The sequence below is a fragment of the Cupriavidus sp. HPC(L) genome, from assembly GCF_000307735.3.
GTDB lineage: Bacteria > Pseudomonadota > Gammaproteobacteria > Burkholderiales > Burkholderiaceae > Cupriavidus.
Genome location: NZ_AMPR02000223.1, coordinates 25,672 through 46,360, shown reverse-complemented (window position 1 = coordinate 46,360; position 20,689 = coordinate 25,672). Strand labels below are relative to the sequence as shown.

Here is a 20,689-nt window from a genome sequence, read left to right as displayed (position 1 = left end):
ATGGCCGACCGCCACGCCGATCCGCAACCGTAACCGAGAGGAACCCATGCTGTTTACACCCTATCGCCTTGGCAATCTGACCACCGAAAACCGTATCGTGATGCCGCCGATGACGCGTTCGCGCGCCGGCGATGGCGGCGTGGCGACCGGCCTGATGGCCGAGTACTACGGGCAGCGCGCCTCGGCCGGCCTGATCATTTCCGAAGGCACGCAGATCAGCCAGCAGGGCCAGGGCTACGCGTGGACGCCGGGCATCCACACGCCGGAACAGGTGGCCGGCTGGCGCAAGGTCACCGACGCGGTGCACGCCGCCGGCGGCATCATGTTCGCCCAGCTCTGGCACGTCGGCCGCGTGTCGCACACCTCGCTGCAGCCGGGCAATGCGGCGCCCGTGTCGTCGTCCGCGCTGGTGGCCGAAGGGGTCAAGGTATTCGTCGATGTGGAAGGCAAGGGTCCGGCCGGCGGCGCCGGCGAGATGGTGCAGCACTCCGCGCCGCGCGCGCTGACGGTCCCCGAGATCCACGGCATCGTTGCCGACTACGCGCAAGCTGCGCGAAACGCGCTGGACGCTGGCTTCGACGGCGTCGAGCTGCACGGGGCCAACGGCTACCTGATCAATCAGTTCATCGATTCGCAGGCCAACGCGCGCACCGACGAATACGGCGGCTCGCTGCACAACCGGCTGCGCTTTCTGAAGGAGGTCGCGCAGGCCGTCACCGATGTCGTCGGCAAGGACCGCATCGGCGTGCGCCTGGCCCCGCTGACGACGCTGCAGGGCGCGGTCGACGACACGCCCGAGGCCACCTATCTGGCGGCCGCCCACGCGCTCGGCAAGATCGGCGTCGCGTACATCCACATCGCCGAGGCCGACTGGGAAGACGCGCCGGTGATGCCGGCCGCGTTCAAGGAGGCGCTGCGCGAGGTCTATCCCGGCACGCTGATCTATTCCGGCAACTACAACAAGGCGCGCGCCGAGGAAGCGCTTGCCAGGGGCTGGGCCGACCTGATCGGGTTTGGCCGCAGCTTTATCGGCAATCCCGACCTGCCCTACCGCCTGCGCCACGACCTGCCGCTCAACCCGGGCAATCGGGCCCACTACTTCGGCGGTGGCGCCGCGGGCTATACCGATTACCCGAAATACGCGGTCAGCGCGGCGAGCGTGGCCGCCTGACGCGGCGGCCCTTCTTCGACTCAGCATGGAAGGCGGGTCCGCATGACCGCCTGGAGGATCTGCCATGTCGGCATTGGACACACTGACCGCAGGCGGCTTCAGCATCGGCGTGGAGCTGCCCCTGGACAACGACTGGTCGCCGGCGGGCCAGGTGGCGCGCCAGCGCGACGGACGCCTGCCGGGTGAACCGGATCTGTCGGAGCACCGCGCGCTGGCCCAGCTGGCGGATCGCGCCGGCTTTCGCGCGCTGTGGGTGCGCGACGTGCCGCTGTACGATCCGCACTTCGGCGACGCCGCGCAGGTCTTCGAGGCCTTCTCCTATCTCGGCTACCTGGCCGGCATCACCGAGCGCATCCTGCTCGGCACGGCGGCCATCGTGCTGCCGCTGCGGGACCCGCATCTGACGCTGAAGTCCGCGACGACGATCGACCAGCTGAGCAACGGCCGGCTGCTGCTCGGCGTGGCCAGCGGCGATCGGCCCGTGGAGTATCCGATCTTCGGCCGCGACTTCGACAAGCGCGGCGAACACTTCCGCGAGCACGTGGCGCTGCTGCGCGACGGCGCCGCCGGCCTGCCGAACGGCATCGCGTTATTGCCTCGCGCCACCGCGCTGCCCTTGCTGGTCGCCGGTCTCGCGCAGCAGACGCCGAGCTGGGCCGGACAGCATATGGACGGCTGGCTGGCCTATCCCGGGACGCCGCAGGACCATGTCCGCCGCAGCGCGCTATGGCGCGAGGTTGCCGGCGACAAGCCGTACATCAGCTTCATCCATCTGGATTTGCTGGCCGACCCGGATGCCCCGATGCAGCGGCACCGCTTTGGCGGTGCGGTCGGCCGCCATGGCCTGATCGAGGAGCTGCACGCGATGCGCGAGGCCGGCGTCCACCATGTCGGCCTGCATTTCCGGCGCAACCAGCGGCCGGTACGCGACGCGATGGAGGAAATTGCCGCCTACGTGCTGCCGCATTTCCATGCGGACGCCGAGCGGCCGGTCACCGACGCAAAGGCGGCATGACGCGACCGCGGCCGGGTCGTGCAAGCCCGCTCAGGCAATCTCGGCCAGCCGCGCGCCCGCGGCCAGGAACGTCCCGGCGCCCGCCTGCCACGCGACACGTCCGTCGCGATGCGCGTGGACCTGCATCTCCATCTTCATCGCTTCCATCACGGCGATCAGATCGCCTTCCTTGACCTCGTCGCCGAGCGCGACCTTCCACGCCTGCACCGTGCCGGCGATCGGCGACGGCAGTTCGGCGGGGTTGCTCGCGGACACCTGGGCCGCCGCGGTACCTTCGGCAGCGGAGCCGGCCGGCGCGTCTGCCAGACCGCGCAGCAGTTGGGCCGGCAAGCCCAGCACCATGCGGCGGCCGTCGACCTCGATAGCCGTGCGCAGCAGGCCGTCGTCCTGCTGCGGTTCGGCACGCGCCGCCGCGGCCAGCGGTTCGGCGAAGTCCGACTCGATCCAGCGCGTATGGACGTTGAAGCCGTCGCTGCCGACGAAATCGGCATGATCGATCACGGCGCGATGGAACGGCAGCACCGACGCCACGCCCTCGATGCGGAATTCGCGCAGCGCTCGGCGGGCACGCGCCAGCGCCTGTTCGCGCGTGGCACCGGTCACGATCAGCTTGGCCATCAGCGAATCGAAGGTCCCCGGCACCACGGAGCCGGCCTGCACGCCGGAATCGACGCGCACGCCCGGGCCGGACGGCGCGTCGAAGCGCCGCACCGCTCCAGGCGTGGGCAGGAAGCCGCGGCCCACGTCCTCGGCATTGATGCGGAACTCGATCGCATGGCCGAGCGGCGCGGGCGTTGCGGTGATCGACAGCGGCAGGCCATCGGCCACACGCAATTGCTCGACCACCAGGTCGACGCCGGTGGTCTGTTCGGTCACCGGGTGTTCGACCTGCAGCCGCGTGTTGACCTCGAGGAACGAGATCGCACCGCTTGCGCTGAGCAGGAATTCCACCGTACCGGCGCTGGTGTATTCCGCGGCCGCGCAGATGTCGCGCGCCGCGGCGTGGATGCGCTCGCGTTGTTCGTCGCTGAGGAACGGCGCCGGAGCCTCCTCGACCAGCTTCTGGTTCCGGCGCTGCAGCGAGCAGTCGCGCGTGCCGAGCACGACCACATTGCCATGCCGATCGGCGAGGACCTGCGCCTCGATATGGCGGGGCCTGTCGAGGAACTGCTCGACGAAACACTCGCCGCGGCCGAAGGCGGTGACCGCCTCCCGGACGGCCGAAGCATAGAGTTCCTCGACTTCGTCCATGCGCCAGGCGATCTTCATGCCGCGGCCACCGCCGCCGAACGCCGCCTTGATGATGATCGGCAGGCCGTGCTGCTCGGCAAACGCCAGCACCTCGTTGGCGTCGGCGACCGGTTCGGGCGTGCCGGCGACCAGCGGTGCGCCGACGCGCAGCGCGATCTTGCGCGCTTCGACCTTGTCGCCGAGCCGCGCGATCGTGGCCGGCGACGGGCCGATCCAGGTCAGGCCGGCATCGATGACGGCCCTGGCAAAGGCCTCGCTTTCGGACAGGAAGCCGTAGCCGGGATGCACGGCATCGGCGCCGCTGCGGCGGGCGATGTCGAGCAGCTTGGCGATGTTCAGATAGGTGTCGGCGGGACGGTCGCCGTCGAGGCCGTAAGCCTCGTCGGCCAGGCGCGCGTGCATCGCGTCGATATCGGCGTTGGCATACACCGCCACCGAGCCGACACCGTAGTCGGCGCAGGCGCGGATGATGCGGACGGCAATCTCGCCGCGGTTGGCAATCAGGACTTTCTTCATCGCGAGTTTCGGTAAAAGGCGCCGGCTCAGTCGGCAGACGGGTGCAGTGCTTCGAACGGGCCGATCGGGTTGAAGCGCAGCCAGGCGCCGACCGGAATCTGACCGGCGCGGTCCAGATGGTGAGGCGCCACGGCGCCGATCACCGGATAGCCGCCGGTCAGCGGATGGTCGGCCAGGAACAGGATCGGCTGCCCGCTGGGCGGCACCTGCAACGCGCCCAGTGCGGTGCCTTCGCTGGGCAGTTCGCCGGTGACGGCGCGTTCCAGCGGCACCTCGCCGGCCAGCCGCAGGCCGACGCGGTTGGACTGCGGCGTGACCTGCCAACGCTGCGCGGCCAGCCGCGCGACGGACTCGGGGGTGAACCAGTCGGTGCGCGGGCCCAGCACGACGTCGAGCACCACGTCCTGTTCGACCGTCGGCAGATCGGCCGCGGGTTCTTCCGGCATGCCGACCACGGCGCCCGGCGGCGCGGGCAGGACACCCAGCCGATCGCCGACGGCCAACGGCGCGGGACCGATGCCCGCCAACGTGTCGGTCGCGCAGCTGCCAAGCACCGGCACCATGGCAAAGCCACCACGTACCGCCACATAACAGCGGGCGCCGGCGACCGGCTGGCCGACGCTCAACGTGTCGCCATCGGCCAGGGCCACGGCCTGATGCGTCGACACCCCCCACTGGCGGCCATCGGCCGCCCGCACGGTCAGCGGCGCATCGGCACCGGTCACGGCCAGCACGGTCTCGCCCCGGCTCTGCAGCCGCAAGCCGCCGCCGACAGTTTCCAGAGCGGCGACGTCGCTGCGATTGCCGACCAGACGGTTGGCCATCCTCAGTGCGGTCTGGTCCAATGCGCCCGAGGCCGACACGCCCTGCCCGGCCTGGCCGTGGCGGCCGAGGTCCTGGAATACGGTCTGCAATCCGGTGCCCTTGACCTTCAGCGCCGCGGCGCGGGCGGATTCGCGTTGCGAGCCCTGCAAGCCCTCCGGGCCCTGCGCACCTGAAGCGGGTGCGGGGTCGTGCAGCGACGTCATGCGGCTCTGCGCGGCATCGTCCAGTGTCGCGATATCGACAAAGCGCACCCGATATCCGGGCCGCAGCAGCGCCGGCGGCTCGCGCTCCAGATCCCACATCGCCACCGGCGTGGTGCCGATGATCTGCCAGCCGCCGGGGCTCGCCTTCGGATAGACACCGCTGAAGGTCCCGGCCAGACCCACGGCCCCGGCCGGAATCCGCGTGCGCGGCGTACGGCGGCGCGGCACGTCCAGCGAGGGATGGCCGCCGCTCAGATAGGCAAAGCCGGGCGCGAAGCCGGTAAACGCGACCGTGTATTCGCTGCCGGTATGGCGGCGCACGACCTCGTCGGTGGTGATGCCAAGCCGCTGCGCGACCTCGGCCAGGTCGTCGCCGTCATAGCGGACCGGGATCTCGATCAGCGTGCGGCTGCGCTCGACGCGCTGCGACAGGTTGCGCGCGGCGATCGCGCGGACCAGCGCGGCGGCATTGGTGGCCCAGGAGCGGTAGTGCACGAGAATCGTGCGCGCGGCCGGCACCAGCTCGGCCACGCCGTGCAACGGATCGCGCTGCAGCGAGGCCAGCAGCGCCAGCGTCTGCTCCAGGTCGGCCAGCTCGACCAGCAGCGCATTCGTGGAAACGGGCAGGAAACGCAAGATGATCTCCGGATGCGATCCGCGCTCAGGCGAACGCGGACACCTTCACGCCATCGCGTTCCAGCGCCTCGCGCACGGCGCGCGCCATCTCCAGCGCGCCCCCGCTGTCGCCATGCACGCAGATCGACTGCGCCTCGACGCGGGCCACGCTGCCGTCGATGGCGACCACCGTGCCTTCCCGCACCAGGCGCAACATCCGCTGTGCGACCTCGCCGGCGTCGTGCAGCACCGCGCCCGGTTCGCGGCGGGAGACCAGCGTGCCCTGCGGCGTATAGGCGCGATCGGCGAAGGCCTCGGCGACGACGCGCAGGCCGGCATCGCGCGCCCAGCCCACCAGCGGCGAGCCGGCCAGCGCGACCAGCACCAGTTCGGGGTCGACCGCGCGGATGGCTGCGATCACGTCGCGCGCCTGGCGCTCGTCGCTGGCGATGGTGTTGTACAGCGCGCCATGCGGCTTGACGTAGCGCACCGTCGTGCCGACCGTCGCCGCCATGCCGGCCAGCGCGCTGATCTGATAGATGACGTCGGCAATCAGGTCCTCGCTCGCCACGTCCATGTTGCGGCGGCCGAATCCCTGCAGGTCGGGATACGACACATGCGCGCCCACCGCGACACCGCGCGCCGCGGCGGCCTTCAGCGTCCGCAGGATGCCGGCCGGATCGCCGGCGTGGAAGCCGCAGGCCACGTTGGCGCTGCTGACGACGTCGAGCATCGCCGCATCGCTGCCCATGCGCCAGGCGCCGAAGCTCTCGCCGAGATCGCTGTTCAGATCGATTTGCATGGCGTCGGACCTCAATGCGCGGGCTCGGCTTCGCCGACCAGTTCGCGCCCTTGCGTCTCGGGCAGCAGCAGGCAGGCGAGCACGACCAGTCCATAGGCGCCGGCCGCCAGATAGCCGATCGCGACACCGAGCGACATCGTGGCGCCCATATGTCCGATCAGCGCCGGGAACACGGAGCCGACCGCACGCCCGAAGTTGTAGCAGAAGCCTTGTCCGGAACCGCGGATATGGCTCGGATAGAGCTCCGTCAGGTAAGCGCCCATGCCGGAGAAGATGCCCGACAGGAAGAAGCCCAGCGGAAAGCCCAGCACCAGCATCGCCGCATCGGTGATCGGCAACTGCGTGTAGCAGATCACCAGGATGGCTGCGCTGACCGCGAACAGCATGAAGCACCGGCGGCGGCCCAGGTGATCGGACAGCCAGGCGCTGGTCAGGTAACCGGCGAAGGAGCCGGCGATCAGCACCATCAGGTAGCCGCTGGTGTTCAGCACCGACAGGTTGCGCTCCATCTTCAGGTAAGTCGGCAGCCAGGTCGTCACCGAGTAGTAGGCGCCTTGCATGCCGGTGGCCAGCAGGCTCGCCAGCACGGTCACGCGCAGCACGCCCGGCTTGAAGATCAGCATGAAGTTGTTGCTCTGTCCGGTGGCGGCGAGCTTCGCCTTGGTCTCGCGATACACCTCGGGCTCGCTGATATTGCGGCGGATATAGAGAATGAAGACCGCCGGAAGCACGCCGATCCAGAACAGCACGCGCCAGGCGTATTGCTGCTCGAAGACCGCGTAGACCGCCCAGAAGGCGATGGCCGACAGGCCCCAGCCGACCGCCCAGCTGCTCTGCACCAGGCCGACGGCCTTGCCGCGATGGCGGGCGCGGATCATCTCGGCGATCAGCACCGAGCCGACCGACCATTCGCCGCCAAAGCCCAGGCCCTGCAGCATCCGGGTCACGAACAGCTGCTCGGACGACTGCGTGAAGCCGCTGAGGAAGGTGAAGAAGCTGAACCACAGCACGGTCAGCTGCAGCACGCGCACGCGGCCGTACCTGTCGGCCAGGATGCCGGCCAGCCAGCCGCCGATCGCCGAACTGATCAGCGCGCCGGTCGCGATATAGCCGGCCTCGGCCTTGGTCATGCCCCACACCAGGATGAAGGTGGGGATCATGAACGTGTAGATCATGTAGTCGAAGGCATCGACCCCATAGCCGACGAAGGCGGCAAAGAGTGTCTTGCGCTCTGCCTGCGTTGTTTCTTTAAGCCACATGGTTGCGCTCACTTGGGATAACGGCGAAACGTGGGATGCTCGTCGCGCTGTCTTCACGACCCTGCGGCGACGGCGTCGAGGCAGTGAGCGGACCATCGAAACAGCCGCCCCTCCACCGCAGCGCTGTTTAGCAAGGCACGTGCCATGTTGATATATATGCACGTATTACTCAACCACCGTGGCTAGATTGTTCAACAATCATCCGGCAGGATCGATTCTGGTATACACCTAGCCGCACCCAGGCCCGCGGCGCGGCACCAATCAGGGGCATTTTGTTGAACAAAGGTGGGGTAACATCGCGCGAAACCGGCCACGCGTGCGGCGGGGTGCGGGCGCGCCCGCCGCGCCTCCCGATTCCCCAGCCGGACGACCGGTCCCTTGCAGCCAACATGACAACCAGTTCCGACGTAAAAAACCTGGCCGAGCGGGTCACCGAGCAGATTCGCCAGCGCATCCTGCATGGCGACTTCGCGCCGGGGCAGCGGCTGTCCGAGGCCGCGCTGAGCGAAAGCCTGCAGATCTCCCGCAATACGCTGCGCGAGACGTTCCGCGTGCTGACCAAGGAAGGCCTGCTCAAGCACGAGCCGAACCGCGGCGTCGCGGTGGCCATTCCGAGCATCGCGGCGATCATCGACATCTACCGGGTTCGCCGCCTGATCGAATGCCAGGCGATCGCGCAGGCCTACCCCAGCCATCCGGCGCGCAAGCACATGCGGCAAGCGGTCGAAACGGGGTTGCAATGCCGCGACCGCGGCGACTGGCAGGGGGCAGGCACCGCCAACATGGAGTTCCACATGGCCATCGTGGAACTGGCCGACAGCGAACGGCTGAACGTGATGTTCTCCCACCTGCTGGCGGAGCTGCGGCTGGCGTTCGGCATGCTGCAAGATCCGGAATTCCTGCACGGCCCTTACGTCGAGATGAACCAGCAGATCCTGCAGCTGTTCGAGTCGGGCAAGCTTGCCGAGTGCGCGACGGCGCTGAACGACTATCTGGTGCAGTCCGAGCGCATCGTGCTGTCGGCCTGCGCCCGGCATCCGATCTTCAAGGGGCGCTGAGGTTGCGCCGATGGCGCAGCCGCGCCGCTACATCACGCGCCCGAACCACCACAGCGACAGCAGCGCCGCGCCGGCGGCCAGCACCGCGCCGAGCGCGGCGAACAGCGCGGTGATTTCCGCCTGCTCGGTCTTGCCGAGCGTCAGCTTCGCGTTGATCGCGCGATAGACCTGTTTCAGCCTGGCGGCATCCTCGAGCCGGAAGTATTCGGCCCCGGTGATATTGGCGACCTCCTTCAGTACCGCCTCGTCCAGCTTGACGCGCGCCGACCAGCCGTCGGCGGACAGTACGACGCCCTGGGTCGTGCCCACGCCCACGGTAAAGACGCGCACGCCGTAGGTGGCCGCCAGTTCGGCGGCCTGCACCGCGGTCGGACCGGCGTTGCTTTCCCCATCGGAGAACACGACGATCGCGCCGGCCGCATAGGACCCCGGACCAGCGGGGGCCTCGGGGTCGGCGGAATTCGCTGCCCCCTGCGCCCCTGCCTGCGGCCCTGCCTGCGCCGGACCCGGCGCGCCGAACGGGGTGCCCGGTGGACCGCGCTTTTTCAGCGGCGAGGCGTCGCCCTCCATCAGGCGCGCGGCATCCTCGGTCGCCTGCGGGCGCAGCGCCGTCAGCGCGATCAGCAGCCCGTTGCCCAGCGCGGTGCCGCCCTGCGGCTGCAAGCGGTCGATCGCCGTGGCTACGTCCTGCTTCCTGCGGCTCGGCGCCTGGGCGACGGCCGATGTCCCCGCCATCGCCACAAGGCCAACGCTGACGCCCGCAGGCTTGGCCTCCAGCAACCCTTTGGCGGCGTGCTGAGCGGCGCGCAGCCGGTTCGGTTGAACGTCCTTCGCGCGCATGCTGCCCGACAGGTCGATGATCAGCATCACGGTCTCGATGCGGGACGGCAGCACCATCAGCGCATGCGGGCGGGAGATCGCAACGATCAATGCCGTCAGCGCAAGCAGGATCAGCACCGGGGACACGTGCCGGCGCCAGCCCGCGACACTGCGGTTGGCGAAGCCGACCGTCTTCAGCGCCGGATAGTGGACCGCCGTGCGCTGGCGGCGCGCGTCCAGCCACAAGTAGGCCAGGGCCAGCAATGGAATCAGCGCGAGCAACCACAGCATCCTGGGCCACAGGAAGCTGATGGCGGGAAGCCGGCTGATCGCCTCGCTTACGCCGTCCATGCGGCCCCCTGCTTCACTGCCGCCTTCGATGCGCCCTTCACCGTCCCCTTCGCCGTCCCCTTCACCGTGCCCTGCCGGTGACGGCGCTGCCGCGAAAAGTCCAGCAGCGCCAGGTCCAGGCGGGCGTCGGTCGACAGCGTCAGGCAATCGACGCCGGCGCGCGCGAAGCCCAGCCGCAGTTCTTCCTCGCGCGCTTGCGCGGCCGCGAGGAAGCGCTTGCGAAAGGCCGGATCGTGCGTATCGACGAACATCTGCTCGCCGGTCTCGGCGTCCTGCAGCACCAGCAAACCCAGATCGGGCAAGGCTTGCTCCAGTGGATCGACCAGCCGTACAGCGATGACCTCATGACGCCTGGCCAGCATCGCCAGCGAAGCCTGCCAGCCCGGGTCGCTGATGAAATCCGAGACGACGAACAGCACCGAGCGGCGCCGGGCCACCGCCCGCGCATGGTCGAGCAGCCCGCGCAGCCGGGTGTGGCCGGGCGAGGCGGCGGGCGTCGCATGCATGCGGTCGAGCAGATGCAGCAGTTGCCGGCGACCGGCGCGCGCCGGCACCACCGACGCCGTCATGTCGGCCGCGCCGTTGTAGAGCACGGCGCCGACGCGGTTGCCATAGCGCGTCAGCAGCAGCGCCATCACGGTGGTGAAGTCGCTCAGCAGATCGCGCTTGCGGACCTCGCCCGAGCCGAACTCGACGGAGCCGCTCAGATCGAGCAGAAACCAGACCGCGATCTCGCGATCCTCCTGGAACATGCGCACATGCGGCGTCTGCAGCCGCGCGGTCACGTTCCAGTCGATGTGGCGGACGTCGTCGCCGGCCTGGTACTCGCGCAGGTCGGCCAGGTCCAGTCCGAAGCCGCGAAACAGCGTCCGGTAGTCGCCCTGCAGCATGCCGTCGAGGCGCCGCACGACGGTCCATTCCATCCGGCGCAGCAAGGCGTCGGTACGGCTGGCGGCGACCCCGCGCGGCGCGCCCCGCGTGGTGGCCTTGTCGGAGGCGGGGTCCGGGCCGGACCGGCGCCTAGCGCGCAGCCGCCCGAACATGGGATTCCAGCGGACGCTCGGGCACCGGCATCGCCTGCACGATGCGGCCGATCAACGCATCGGCGGTGACGCCGTCGGACATGGCCTCGTAGGACAGCGACAGCCGGTGGCGCAACACGTCCGGCACCAGGTCGATGACGTCTTCCGGCACCGCATAGTGCCGGCCGCGCAGCAGCGCCAGCGCACGCGCGCCTTCGATCAGGCCGATCGTCGCGCGCGGACTGGCACCGAAGGTCACGTAGCGGTCCAGATCGTCGAGCCCGTAGCTGGCCGGCCGGCGCGTGGCCGACACCACGCGCACCGCGTACTGGATCAGTCCCGGATCGACATAGACGTTGCGGCATTCCTGCTGCAGCTCGGCCAGCTGCTCGGGCGTGGCGACCGGGCTTACGTCGATCCGCGGACCGGTGACGCGATTGACGATCACGACCTCCTCGTCCTCGCTCGGATAGCCGACCAGCACCTTCATCATGAAGCGGTCGACCTGCGCCTCCGGCAGCGGATAGGTGCCCTCGGTCTCGATCGGGTTTTGCGTAGCCATGACCAGGAAGGGCATCGGCACCCGGTGGGTCTCGCCGGCGATGGTCACCTGCTTTTCCTGCATCACCTCGAGCAGGGCGCTCTGCACCTTGGCCGGCGCGCGGTTGATCTCGTCGGCCAGCAGCAGGTTGGCGAAGACCGGCCCGCGCACCGTGGAGAACTCGCCGGTGCCCTGGTGATACATCCGCGTGCCGACCAGATCGGCGGGCAGCAAGTCCGGCGTGAACTGGATCCGCTTGAACGTTCCGCGCATGGTTCTGGCCAGCGTGTTGACGGTCAGCGTCTTCGCCAGCCCGGGCACGCCCTCCACCAGCAGATGGCCGCCGGCAAGAATCGCCACCAGCACCCGTTCGAGAAAGTGGTCCTGTCCCACCACCACGCGCTTGACCTCGTACAGCAGGCGTTCCATCAGGTTGGCGGTCTCGATGGCGTCCCGGGCTTGGTCGTTCATGGGCCTGTCGCTCCGATCTGGAAGGTCTGGAAGGCTAGAAGGGCGAAGCGCCGACGGAACCGCCCGCGCTTTCGATCGTGATGGCAAAACCGATGCCGAGGAAATTGCCGCTCTGGTTGGGATTGAGGATGGCGGTAACGATGCCGACCACCTCGCCCTTCATGTTGACCAGCGGCCCGCCCGAGTTGCCTGGATTGGCGGCGGCGTCGAACTGGATCAGCTTGTCCAGCTGCTGTTTCTCGTCGGGAGATACGAACTGGCGGTCGAGCCCCGACACCACGCCGGCCGTCACCGACGGGCCGATGCCGAACGGAAAGCCGACCGCGACCACTTCGCTGCCCGGCGCCAGTTCGCGGCTGGAGCCGAGCGTCGCCGGCGGCAGGTCGTCGGGAATCGATCTGGGCTGCAGGATCGCGAGGTCCTTTTCCGGCACGGCCTGCAGCACGGTCGCCTCGGCCGTATGCCCGTCGTGGAACCGGACCTCGACGCGGCGGGCGCCGGCGACCACGTGGTAGTTGGTCAGGATCACGCCGCTCTCGGTGACGACCACGCCAGTGCCGATGTGCCGGCCGTCGGGCAAGGCTTCCGGCGCGCCCTTCTCTGCGTGGGGACCCGGGGTGCCGGGCGTGCCGGGCGTTCCTGGCGATTTGCCCTTGGCGGTTTCGTCGCGGGGCGGGCGTTTGGCGGGGGCGGACGATTCGGGCGGCTTGCCGGGACGATCGCGCCCGGCCTTGTCGGCACGCGATTTTGCCGGGGGGGCTTCGGCGGCCGGATAGCTGCGGACCTCGACCACCGACTGGCGGATCGCCTCGGCGGCGCGCGCGGCGCGCGACGGCAGATCCTTGTTGTGCAGCGTGTGGAGCACGGCGGAATCGATGTCGGATTGCGTCAGCGCCCGCTGTTTCGGCTGCAGCAGCCAGGCGGAGCCGACGCCCGCGGCGAAGACGAGTGCGATCGCCGCCAAGGCTGTTCCGTAGATCGTCACCCGTTTCATCGCTGCCTCGAGTTCACGCGTCGGAAACTACAGTACCATCGTTCTTAACCACGCGCCAAGGAGCAGGGCATGCAGTTTCTCTGGCCTCAAATGCTCTGGCTGCTGCTCGTGCTCCCCGTGCTGGCAGCGGCTTACTTCTACGTGCTCGCCCGGCGCAGAAAGGCCGCCCTGCTGTACGCCAGTCTCGCGCTGCCGCGCGCGGCGCTCGGTCCGAGGCAATGGCTTAGGCGCCACCTCCCTCCCCTGCTCTTCCTGCTGTCGCTCGGTACCGCGTTGCTCGCCTGCGCGCGTCCCAGTGCGACCATCACGCTGCCGGCCGACACCATCACGCTGGTGCTCGCGATGGACGTCTCGCGCAGCATGGAGGCGACCGACGTCGCACCGACCCGCCTCAGCGCGGCCCAGCAGGCCGCCACCAATCTGGTCACCGGGCTGCCGGCCAACGTGCGGCTTGGCATCGTGTCATTCGCGGCGACGGCCTCGGTGGTGCTCAGCCCGACCGACAACCGGCAGGACATGCTCGAGGCGATCGAGCGCTTCCAGCTCCAGCGCGGCACCGCGACCGGAAGCGGCCTGATCGAAGCGCTTGCCGTGCTGTTCCCGGACGATGGCATCGACCTGGAGTCCGTGCTGTTCGGCAGCGCATCGGAGCTGATGGAGAACCAGGGCCGATCGTTGGACGAATCGGCGGCCGCCGAGGCCGCACGCAATCGCGAAAAGCGCGCCAGGCGCGACGACCGGCCTGCGGCGGAGCCCGGCTCCTATCGGCACGGCGCGGTAATACTGCTCAGCGATGGCCGCCGCACCACCGGCCCCGATCCGGTCATCGCGGCCCGCATGGCCGCCGAGCGCGGCGTTCGCGTCTATACGGTCGGCTTCGGCTCGCAGGATGGCGGGGCCGCCAGCGGTTCGACCATGTCTTACTACATGCAGCTGGACGAACCGGCCTTGCGGGCGGTGGCAAAGCTCACCGGCGGCGAATACTTCCACGCAGGCTCCGAGGCCGACCTGAGCCAGGTCTATCGCCAGCTCAGCACGCGGTTTGCGCTGGAGCGCAGGGAGACCGAGATCGGCGCGCTGTTTGCCGGGGCCGCGGTGCTGCTGCTGGTGGCGGCGAGCGTGCTGTCGGTGCTGTGGTTCCGGCGCTGAAGCCTGGGTCGTGTAGACGAAATGGTAAGACTCGGGACCTTTTATAGATGAATTGGTAAAGGGAGTAGAGAAATTGGTAAGTTGGCACGGCACCGTCCCATCAGGTCTTGTCAAGCCCGATACCTTCGAGGGCACGACGCCCCATAGATGAAACGGTAAGTCCGAGGGCAAAAAATAGATATTCTAGTAAGTCGAGTAGAAGGTTTGGTAAGCTGCCGCGAGCAAACCGCCCAAAGTTGCATCGCAAAATATGGCACTTACATCACTCGGTTACATGGCGCTGGTCCAGAAGTTCGATCTGCGCGTGCCGCCGCTACGCTCGACGTACGAGCTGGCCGACAAGACAGGCGTGTTGACTCGGCACACTGGCCCCGATGGCACCACTCGTGTGATTTACCCGCGAAACAGGTACCGCGGCGGCGACTCGATCGTCGATCACCTTCTCTTTGCGCTGAAGAAGGAACAGTTGGACCTGACTGTCCTGGCGGCACTGTTCGAGCACCCGGAGGCCATCGCGGCCGTGCAGGAATGGCTCCGAGCCGCGCCCACGTCGCGCTATGCCCGATTGAGCGGTTTCTACGCCAAATGGTTGGCTGGAGCCCAGTTCGACTACAACGTGCCTTCCGGCGCGCCCCGCATTCCGGCGCTCGACGAACGCGCGTATATCACCGGCCCCGTCAAGAACGATACCCAGTTCGGCGTCCAGAACAACCATCTCGGACCGCCTGCATTCTGTCCGGTGGTGCGACGCACCGACGAACTCGCGGCCTGGATTGCGTCTGACCTGCCAGACAAGGTCGCCGCGGCGATTGAGCGCCTTGAGCCAGAGGTGCTGGCCCGGGCCGTCGATTATCTGTATCTCGCCGAAACCCGTTCGACATACTCGATCGAGAGAGAGGTGCCCGATAACCAGCGCGTGGCGAAATTCCGTCGATTGCTTCAGTTTGCCGGCGCACCTGGACCTTTGACCGAGGACCAGCTATGCGAATGGCAAAACGAAATCATCTCGGGCCCGCGTAGCGAGTATTCGTATCGCGACAGGCAAAACTGGCTTTCGCGCGGTGGCCGCATGCGGAATATGGCGGACTATATTCCTCCGAATCCCGAGCAACTTGACGCAATGATGGAAGGCATTTCGCAGGTGGCCAGCCTGATTCAGACAGGGACTGTCCATCCCATCGTTGTGGCTGCCTGTGCATCTTTCGGCTTCGTGTTCGCTCACCCCTTCTACGATGGCAATGGGCGTCTGCACCGCTTCCTGATCCATCACCTGCTCCGGCAGGCCGGGGTCACCCCGGAAGGCGTCGTCCTGCCCATATCTGCACGCATGCTCAAGGAAATCGACACCTATGCCGGCTTGCTGAAGGCGTACTCGGCACCGCGCACCGCACTGCTCAATTACGTATTGGACGCCGACAGCGACACGATTCTGATCAAGTCGCCTCAACCGTATTGGCTGTATGCGTCGTTCGACGCGACTGCGTTGTGCGAGTTTGTGTTCAGGTGTATCGAGCAATGCGTCGAGCACGATCTGGCGCAGGAAATCCAATACCTGCGAGCCTACGACGCCAGTCTAGAGCGCATAGAAGGCTGGCTTGATCTGCCACAGTCGCGGCTTTCCAACCTGATCGATCTCATCGTGCAGAACCACGGAGAATTGTCGAAGCGAAAGCGCAAGCTGTTCGAAGACCTGACCCACGATGAAGTCGAACGGATAGAAAGCATCGTCCGGGACGAGTTCGACGAATACCTCAACACCTTCGGGCAGTCAGGCTGATACGCACCATCCCCGTCGGCCATGCGGCCACGGCGCTCCCCACTAAGCCGCCAGCCGATACTCGAAGAACGGCCGCTCGCGGTCATCCAGGATCGCGTACAGCGCGGCCAGATTGGCAGGGTCCGGGTTGAGCCACGCGTCGACGTGCTGCGGCTTGATCGGAATGACGCAACGGTCGTGGCCGGCCGCGGCGACTTCGGGCGGCGGCTCGTCGGTGATCGCCGCGAACGAATAGAGGTCCGGTTCGCCGGCCTCGCCCTTGTGTCGCGACCACAGGCAGGCGATCAGCAGATCCTGCGGCGGATCGGGACGGAACTCCAGCACGACGCTCTGCTCCTTCTCGTCCGGACCGAGTTCGCGGTGCTCGAGCCGATGCCGGGCCACGTGTTCATGAAAGGCGCGGATCGGCAGGATGCCGTGGCGGTAGCCGAACAGTTGGCGCCATGCCGTCTCGAGATTGTCGCGGCGTGCGTTGTACGTCCCGGGCTTTTTTCTTTCCATCGACACGTCCCAGCCGGGAAGCCGGCAGCGGTAGCGCATCGGCACGATCGTGCGCCGGCCGTCCACCTCGATCATCACCGGCGCGTAATAGCCCGGGAAGATCATCGCGTCCTCCGGGGCGGGCGTGGCGCGTTGCAGGTCGGCCAGGTTCTGCTGCAGCCGGGCGATCTTGTCGGCGGCGATGCGCTGCTCGTTCTCCGCCTTGCGGGTCGGCCGCCCGGCAAGCGCGCGCTCGGCCTCCGCCAGGCGCGCCCGCTGGCGGAACAGCTCCGCTTCCAGCCCATTGGCTTGTTCGCGGTCGCCGGCGGCGATCAGCGCGGCCAGCTCGCGCTCTTCGGGGTCGCCCTCCTCGCCTCCCCCGCCGCCCTGCGCGAACGCGACGCGCATCGCCTTGGGCAGCTTCTGCCACTCCTGGTCCTTGCGCTTTTGCCAGAACAGTTCGAAGAACTGGCGAAGGCCCATCACCGCGCCGTACTGGCGCGTGAACTTCCTGAAGTCGGCCTTGATCTGCGCGGCGTAGCACATCGGACTCTCCCTTTGGCGCTCACGAGTACACCATCGTCGCAGCCATCGCAGGGAGCGGACATCGGTATTGAGCCGAGGCAGCTCGATCCCGCCTATAATACTGTACATTCATACAGTATGGTTTCCCGATGGAACTGCTCACCAAGCTGGAGATCCTGGCGGACGCGGCCAAATACGACGCCTCCTGCGCCAGCAGCGGCGCACCGAAACGGGATTCGCTCGGCAAGGGCGGGCTGGGCGCCAGTACCGGGGCCGGCATCTGCCACAGCTTCACGCCCGATGGGCGCTGTGTTTCACTGCTCAAGATCCTGCTGACCAACTTCTGCCAGTACGACTGCCAGTACTGCGTCAACCGGCGCTCGAGCAACGTCCCGCGGGCCCGCTTTTCGCCGCGCGAGGTCGTCGATCTGACGCTGGACTTTTACCGGCGCAACTATATCGACGGCCTCTTCCTCAGCTCCGGCATTATCCGCAGCGCCGACTACACGATGGAGCAGCTGGTCCAGGTGGCGCGCTCGCTGCGCGAGGAACACCAGTTCCGCGGCTATATCCACCTGAAGACGATTCCGGACGCCGATCCCCGGCTGATCACGCAGGCGGGCCAGTATGCGGACCGGCTCAGCGTCAACATCGAGCTGCCCACCGACGGCGGCCTGCAGCGGCTGGCGCCGGAGAAGAATGCGCATACGATCAAGCGCGCCATGGGGTCGATCCGGCTCGCCCAGGAAGAGGCGGAGAGCGACAAGTCCGCGCCGGGCCGCGCGCCGGCCGGCCAAAGCACGCAGATGATCGTCGGCGCGGACGAGGCCGATGACCGCACGATCCTGCAGACCGCGCAGACGCTGTACGGCGCCTACAAGCTGAAGCGCGTGTATTACTCGGCGTTCAGCCCGATTCCCGACAGTCCCTCCGGCCTCCCCGCGCAGGCGCCGCCGCTGCTGCGCGAGCATCGCCTGTATCAGGCGGATTTCCTGATGCGCGGCTACGGCTTTCAGGCCGAGGAGCTGTTCCAGTCCGCCGGCGACCTCCCGCTCGACATCGACCCGAAGCTGGCCTGGGCGCTGGCGCATCGCGAGTCGTTTCCGGTCGACCTGAACCGTGCGCCGCAGGCCTTGATCGCCCGCGTGCCCGGCATCGGCATGCGCAATGCGAAGCGGCTGGTGGAGCTGCGCCGCTCGCGCGCGATCCGTTATCAAGACCTGGTGCGGCTGCGCTGCGCGATGGACAAGATCAAACCGTTCATCGTGGTGCAGGACTACCGGCCGGCGCAGGCGGACCGGCCTTCGGAGCAGTTGCGGCGGGCGCTGGCCGCGCCGCCCGTGCAGCTGGCGCTGCTATGAGCGGCGCCAGCTCGCCGGTACTGGTGGTCGACGGCGGCTACGCGGGCTGGCGTGCGCAGGCCTTGCGCGCGCTGGCGGCCGGCTGGCCGCCAGAGGCCGTCACCTGGGTGGAGCGCGGTTCCGCAGCGTGCACGGGAACGGAACAGCTGAGGCTGCTCGATGCCGACGCCGCGCCACCTTCCGGCGATGGCGAGCCGTCGGCGCAGCGCCAGGACACCGCCGGCGCCGCCCCGGCGATCCGCGTATCGAAGGCGTTGGCCGCCCTGCTGCAGCAAGCCGCGCGCTACCGCTCGCCGCAACGCTGGGCCTTCCTCTATCGGGTGCTGTGGCGATGGTGCCAGGGCGATCGCGCGGTGGCCTCGCCCGCCGACGAAGACGGCGCGAGGCTGCACGCGATGGCCAAGTCGGTGCGGCGCGCCCACCACGACATGATTGCCTACGTGCGGTTTCATCGGCGCAGCAATGGCGGGAGCCCGGAATACCTGGCCTGGTACGAGCCCGAGCACGACGTGCTGGCCGACGCCGCCGACCACTTCGCGCGCCGCATGGGCGGCTCGTCGTGGTGGATCGGCACGCCGCAGGGCGCGGCGCTCTGGGACGGGCATACGCTGCAGTTGTCCGAGACACCGGCCAGCGGGGTGGCCGGTGCGGTGGCCGGCATCGATGTCGACGCGCTGCGCGCAGGCGCCAGCGCCGACGACATCGAGCCGCTGTGGCTGGCCTATTACCGCAGCATTTTCAATCCGGCCCGCCTGAACGAAGCCGCGCTCGAGCAGCACATGCCGGTGCGTTTCTGGAAGGGGCTGCCCGAGGGCCGCCTGATACCGGCGATGATCGCCGACGCCCGCAACGGCGCCCGACGCGTCGCACAGGCTGGCGCGGTCGGCACGATGAGGGGCAAGCCGGTCGCGGTGAATCCCGAGGACGCGCAGCCGCTGCGCCCGGCGCCCTCTTCGCTGGACCAATGCCGCCGCTGCGAGCTGTGGCGCCATGCGACCCAGGCCGTGCCGGGCCACGGTCCGCAGACGGCCCGCATCATGCTGGTCGGCGAACAACCGGGCGATCAGGAAGATCTCGCCGGGCGCGCCTTCGTCGGGCCGGCGGGCAAGGTGCTGGACGAGGCGATGCGCCGCGCCGGCGTGCCGCCCGATTCCCTCTACGTGACCAATGCGGTCAAGCATTTCAAGTGGATCGCCCGGGGCAAGCGGCGCCTGCACAAGACGCCGGCGCAGCTCGAGGTCGAGGCCTGCGCCCATTGGCTTGACGAGGAACGGGCGCGGGTGCGGCCCTCGGTCATCGTCACGTTGGGCGCGACCGCGCTCGGCGCGATGCTGGGCCCAGAGGCCAGTCTGCGCGACCACCTGAACGCGCCGGTGCGGCTAGGCGACGCCTGGCTGGTCGCCACCTGGCACCCGTCCTATGCGTTGCGGGTCGATGACGCCGGCAAGCGCGAGGACATCGTCTCGGCGATCGCCCAGGCCATCGCGAAGGGCCGCGAACTCGCCGCCGCCGCGGTTACTCCGCCATCGCCGCCATCGCCGCCGTCGCCTTCTCCCGCAGGAAGGCGATGAGGGTCGTCACGGCCCGCGTCTGGTAGCGGGCCGGCATATACAGCAGATACATCGTGGTCCGCAGGAAGGCCAAGTCCCGCGGCGGCAGCGGCAGGCGAACCAGCGTCCCGGCCGCCAGATCCGTGGCCACCATGTATTGCGGCACCAGGCCGACGCCGATCCCCTGCAGGATCGCGTCGCGCAAAAAGAAGAAGTTGGCCGACATCAGCCGGGGGCGAATATGCGGCCGGGCGCCGGCGGTTCCGCCCAGTCCGGCCAGTTGCAGCCGCTCGCCGGTCAGCTCCGAGGTGATCAGCGGCAGGTCGCGGAACTGCGCGAGCGAGCCCGGCATGCCGACCTCGCGGGCCAGCTCCGGCGTCGCGCAGGCGACATACTCGATGTCCCCCAGGCTGTGCGCCACCGCATTGGTCGGCGTCTCGCCCATCACGCGGATCGAAAAGTCGACCGCGCCCTTGATCAGGTCCTCGATGTCGTTGTCGAAGATCACGTTCAGCGTGATGGCCGGATACATCCGCATGAACTCGATGAACCAGGCCGACATCGTGTGCTGGCCGAAGCCGCTCGGCACGGCGAGTCGCACCGTGCCGCTGAGCCGCTTGCCCAGGCTCTGTACGGATTCCCGCGCCGCCAACAGCTCGCGCCGGATCGCGCGGCCGTGTTCGTAGAGTTGGCGGCCCAGCTCGGTAGGCTCGAGCTGGCGGGTACTGCGCCTGAGCAGTTCCGCGCCCAGCTGCCGCTCGAAATGGTTCAGGCGCTTGCTGACGTTCGCCCGGCTCATCCCCAGTTGCCGGGCGGCCCGGCTCAGGTTGCCGGCGTCGATGATATCGACCAGCAGAGACAGCGCGCTCAAATCCATTGTCAACTCCGAGGTGTCAGGTATGGTGATTACCCGTTGCAATTGTCAAACTTTATC

The 20,689-nt window shown here is 68.2% G+C and carries 17 protein-coding genes; 7 read left to right on the top strand and 10 right to left on the bottom strand.

Features of this window, described 5'->3' with window-relative positions; translation table 11 throughout:
- Positions 1-46: 46 nt before the first annotated feature.
- Both B551_RS13595 and B551_RS13590 read left to right on the top strand, forming a co-directional pair.
- Positions 47-1,171: an alkene reductase gene (locus tag B551_RS13595; protein WP_006578158.1), complete on the top strand. Its 1,125-nt coding sequence runs from the start codon at positions 47-49 to the stop codon at positions 1,169-1,171.
- Positions 1,172-1,235: 64 nt separating this feature from the next.
- Positions 1,236-2,186 carry a TIGR03571 family LLM class oxidoreductase gene (locus tag B551_RS13590; RefSeq protein WP_006578159.1) on the top strand — a complete coding sequence of 317 codons (951 nt, stop codon included), beginning with the start codon at positions 1,236-1,238 and terminating at the stop codon, positions 2,184-2,186.
- A gap of 30 nt (positions 2,187-2,216) precedes the next feature.
- Here B551_RS13590 and B551_RS13585 read toward each other — a convergent pair whose 3' ends face one another.
- From B551_RS13585 to B551_RS13570, 4 genes are read right to left on the bottom strand one after another with little or no spacing between them, the layout of a single operon-like run.
- Entirely contained in the window at positions 2,217-3,953 is a 1,737-nt protein-coding gene (locus B551_RS13585) for a biotin carboxylase N-terminal domain-containing protein (protein ID WP_006578160.1), read from the bottom strand.
- A gap of 26 nt (positions 3,954-3,979) precedes the next feature.
- Positions 3,980-5,617, bottom strand: a complete 1,638-nt coding sequence (gene pxpB / locus B551_RS13580) for a 5-oxoprolinase subunit PxpB (RefSeq protein WP_006578161.1) — start codon at positions 5,615-5,617, stop codon at positions 3,980-3,982.
- 25 nt (positions 5,618-5,642) lie between these two features.
- Positions 5,643-6,398 carry a LamB/YcsF family protein gene (locus B551_RS13575; RefSeq protein ID WP_006578162.1) on the bottom strand — a complete coding sequence of 252 codons (756 nt, stop codon included), beginning with the start codon at positions 6,396-6,398 and terminating at the stop codon, positions 5,643-5,645.
- Between the two features lie 11 nt (positions 6,399-6,409).
- Positions 6,410-7,657: an MFS transporter gene (locus B551_RS13570; RefSeq protein ID WP_006578163.1), complete on the bottom strand. Its 1,248-nt coding sequence runs from the start codon at positions 7,655-7,657 to the stop codon at positions 6,410-6,412.
- A gap of 389 nt (positions 7,658-8,046) precedes the next feature.
- Here B551_RS13570 and B551_RS13565 point away from each other — a divergent pair, with 389 nt between their 5' ends.
- Complete coding sequence (locus tag B551_RS13565; RefSeq protein WP_006578164.1) at positions 8,047-8,715, top strand: GntR family transcriptional regulator; 669 nt, start codon at positions 8,047-8,049, stop codon at positions 8,713-8,715.
- Positions 8,716-8,742: 27 nt separating this feature from the next.
- Here B551_RS13565 and B551_RS13560 read toward each other — a convergent pair whose 3' ends face one another.
- The 4 genes from B551_RS13560 to B551_RS13545 are packed head-to-tail and all read right to left on the bottom strand — an operon-like array spanning position 8,743 to position 12,913.
- Positions 8,743-9,885 carry a VWA domain-containing protein gene (locus tag B551_RS13560; protein ID WP_006578165.1) on the bottom strand — a complete coding sequence of 381 codons (1,143 nt, stop codon included), beginning with the start codon at positions 9,883-9,885 and terminating at the stop codon, positions 8,743-8,745.
- Positions 9,873-10,928, bottom strand: coding sequence for a DUF58 domain-containing protein (locus tag B551_RS13555; RefSeq protein WP_023264311.1), 1,056 nt, complete (start codon positions 10,926-10,928; stop codon positions 9,873-9,875). The genes B551_RS13560 and B551_RS13555 overlap by 13 nt, the downstream gene beginning before the upstream one ends.
- Positions 10,906-11,919, bottom strand: a complete 1,014-nt coding sequence (locus tag B551_RS13550; RefSeq protein ID WP_023264310.1) for a MoxR family ATPase — start codon at positions 11,917-11,919, stop codon at positions 10,906-10,908. The genes B551_RS13555 and B551_RS13550 overlap by 23 nt, the downstream gene beginning before the upstream one ends.
- Before the next feature lie 34 nt (positions 11,920-11,953).
- Entirely contained in the window at positions 11,954-12,913 is a 960-nt protein-coding gene (locus B551_RS13545; RefSeq protein WP_023264309.1) for a S1C family serine protease, read from the bottom strand.
- A 69-nt stretch (positions 12,914-12,982) separates the two neighbouring features.
- Here B551_RS13545 and B551_RS13540 point away from each other — a divergent pair, with 69 nt between their 5' ends.
- Both B551_RS13540 and B551_RS13535 read left to right on the top strand, forming a co-directional pair.
- A complete protein-coding gene (locus tag B551_RS13540; protein ID WP_006576087.1) occupies positions 12,983-14,062 on the top strand; it encodes a VWA domain-containing protein in 1,080 nt (359 codons plus the stop codon).
- 250 nt (positions 14,063-14,312) lie between these two features.
- Entirely contained in the window at positions 14,313-15,839 is a 1,527-nt protein-coding gene (locus tag B551_RS13535; RefSeq protein WP_023264308.1) for a Fic family protein, read from the top strand.
- A 42-nt stretch (positions 15,840-15,881) separates the two neighbouring features.
- On the opposite strand, the gene B551_RS13530 is transcribed toward B551_RS13535, so the two are convergent.
- A complete protein-coding gene (locus B551_RS13530; RefSeq protein ID WP_006576089.1) occupies positions 15,882-16,865 on the bottom strand; it encodes an SOS response-associated peptidase family protein in 984 nt (327 codons plus the stop codon).
- A gap of 128 nt (positions 16,866-16,993) precedes the next feature.
- On the opposite strand from B551_RS13530, the gene B551_RS13525 reads away from it, so the two are divergent.
- The gene (locus B551_RS13525; protein ID WP_006576090.1) at positions 16,994-18,205 is read left to right on the top strand and encodes a putative DNA modification/repair radical SAM protein; all 1,212 of its coding nucleotides are present in this window, start codon (positions 16,994-16,996) and stop codon (positions 18,203-18,205) included.
- The gene (locus B551_RS13520; protein WP_023264307.1) at positions 18,202-19,776 is read left to right on the top strand and encodes a UdgX family uracil-DNA binding protein; all 1,575 of its coding nucleotides are present in this window, start codon (positions 18,202-18,204) and stop codon (positions 19,774-19,776) included. The genes B551_RS13525 and B551_RS13520 overlap by 4 nt, the downstream gene beginning before the upstream one ends.
- On the opposite strand, the gene B551_RS13515 is transcribed toward B551_RS13520, so the two are convergent.
- The gene (locus B551_RS13515) at positions 19,721-20,632 is read right to left on the bottom strand and encodes a LysR family transcriptional regulator (RefSeq protein ID WP_006576091.1); all 912 of its coding nucleotides are present in this window, start codon (positions 20,630-20,632) and stop codon (positions 19,721-19,723) included. The two genes, B551_RS13520 and B551_RS13515, sit on opposite strands and share 56 nt — an antisense overlap.
- Positions 20,633-20,689 lie beyond the last annotated feature (57 nt).

Bases quoted from the DNA above. Each gene is read 5' to 3' on its own strand.
- B551_RS13595 (WP_006578158.1), top strand. From the start codon at position 47: ATGCTGTTTACACCCTATCGCCTTGGCAATCTGACCACCGAAAACCGT.
- B551_RS13590 (WP_006578159.1), top strand. From the start codon at position 1,236: ATGTCGGCATTGGACACACTGACCGCAGGCGGCTTCAGCATCGGCGTG.
- B551_RS13585 (WP_006578160.1), bottom strand. From the start codon at position 3,953: ATGAAGAAAGTCCTGATTGCCAACCGCGGCGAGATTGCCGTCCGCATC.
- B551_RS13575 (WP_006578162.1), bottom strand. From the start codon at position 6,398: ATGCAAATCGATCTGAACAGCGATCTCGGCGAGAGCTTCGGCGCCTGG.
- B551_RS13570 (WP_006578163.1), bottom strand. From the start codon at position 7,657: ATGTGGCTTAAAGAAACAACGCAGGCAGAGCGCAAGACACTCTTTGCC.
- B551_RS13565 (WP_006578164.1), top strand. From the start codon at position 8,047: ATGACAACCAGTTCCGACGTAAAAAACCTGGCCGAGCGGGTCACCGAG.
- B551_RS13560 (WP_006578165.1), bottom strand. From the start codon at position 9,885: ATGGACGGCGTAAGCGAGGCGATCAGCCGGCTTCCCGCCATCAGCTTC.
- B551_RS13555 (WP_023264311.1), bottom strand. From the start codon at position 10,928: ATGTTCGGGCGGCTGCGCGCTAGGCGCCGGTCCGGCCCGGACCCCGCC.
- B551_RS13550 (WP_023264310.1), bottom strand. From the start codon at position 11,919: ATGAACGACCAAGCCCGGGACGCCATCGAGACCGCCAACCTGATGGAA.
- B551_RS13545 (WP_023264309.1), bottom strand. From the start codon at position 12,913: ATGAAACGGGTGACGATCTACGGAACAGCCTTGGCGGCGATCGCACTC.
- B551_RS13540 (WP_006576087.1), top strand. From the start codon at position 12,983: ATGCAGTTTCTCTGGCCTCAAATGCTCTGGCTGCTGCTCGTGCTCCCC.
- B551_RS13535 (WP_023264308.1), top strand. From the start codon at position 14,313: ATGGCACTTACATCACTCGGTTACATGGCGCTGGTCCAGAAGTTCGAT.
- B551_RS13530 (WP_006576089.1), bottom strand. From the start codon at position 16,865: ATGTGCTACGCCGCGCAGATCAAGGCCGACTTCAGGAAGTTCACGCGC.
- B551_RS13525 (WP_006576090.1), top strand. From the start codon at position 16,994: ATGGAACTGCTCACCAAGCTGGAGATCCTGGCGGACGCGGCCAAATAC.
- B551_RS13520 (WP_023264307.1), top strand. From the start codon at position 18,202: ATGAGCGGCGCCAGCTCGCCGGTACTGGTGGTCGACGGCGGCTACGCG.
- B551_RS13515 (WP_006576091.1), bottom strand. From the start codon at position 20,632: ATGGATTTGAGCGCGCTGTCTCTGCTGGTCGATATCATCGACGCCGGC.